This is a genomic window from Kitasatospora sp. NPDC093558, assembly GCF_040683475.1.
In the GTDB taxonomy this organism is placed as follows: Bacteria; Actinomycetota; Actinomycetes; order Streptomycetales; family Streptomycetaceae; genus Kitasatospora.
Window position 1 is genome coordinate 1 of sequence record NZ_JBFBDY010001407.1, and the last position, 1,034, is coordinate 1,034.

Annotated in this window: 1 pseudogene; it reads right to left on the minus strand. The window is 73.8% G+C overall.

What is annotated here, in order from left to right:
• A pseudogene (locus AB0O00_RS41375) lies at positions 1-1,034 on the minus strand (glycoside hydrolase family 95 protein); the annotation flags it as partial.

A 1,034-nucleotide genomic window follows, 5' to 3' on the forward strand; every position in this document is an offset into this window, starting at 1 on the left:
GTCCTCGTCGGGGAGGTCGTCCCGCCACTCCAGGAGGCGACCGTCGGCGGCGATGGACGGGGGCCGCAGGCGGGCGCGGGACCGGGCCAGTTCCTCCGCCAGGTCGTGGTCGACGCCGAGTTCGCGGGCGGCCGCGACGGTGTTGTCGAGCAGTTCGGCGGCGAGCCAGTAGTCCATCGTGGAGCCGGAGCTGACGGCGGCCATGGTGCCGTCGGCGAGCCGGAACTGGTGCTCGGGCGACGTGGACGGGCTGGTCACCAGTGTGCCGTCCGCGTCCTCGACGAGGAGGTGGACGAGGAAGCGGGCGGCCTCGCGCATGACGGGGTAGGCGCGGTCGGCGAGGAAGGCGCGGTCCCCGTGGAAGAGGTGGTGGTCCCACAGGTGGGCGGCCAGCCACGGCCCGGCCATGGGCCAGTGGAACCACATCGGCTCCCCCAGCACCGGGTTGGTGGCGCGCCAGATGTCGACGTTGTGGTGGCAGCACCAGCCCGGCGCGTCGTAGTACGCCCGCGCGGTGGAGCGGCCGGCCTCGGCGAGGTCCGTGACGAGGTCGAACAGCGGCTCGTGGCACTCGGACAGACCCGTCGTCTCGGCGGGCCAGTAGTTCATCTGGAGGTTGATGTTCGACGTCCAGTCGCTGTTCCACGGCGGCGTGACGAAGGTGTTCCAGATGCCCTGGAGGTTGGCGGGCTGGGTGCCTGGCCGGGAGGAGGCGATGAGCAAGTAGCGGCCGTAGGCGAACAGCTGGGCGGCGAGCCCCGGGTCGGGGGTGCCCGCGTTGACGGCGGCGAGGCGCTCGTCGGTCGGCAGCTCCGCCGCCGACTCCGCGCCGGGGAGCCGGAGGGAGGCCGCGGCGAAGAGCCGCTGATGGTCGGCGACGTGGGCGGCGCGCAGCGCTTGGTAGTCCCCGGCGTCGTCGAACCACCGGCGGGCCTCGGCGAGCGCCACGTCGGGGCCGTCGGGCCGCTTGCGCCAGTCCCGGAACCCGGTGCCGACGGCGACCAGGAGCACGGCCTCGTCGGCGCCGGTGACCT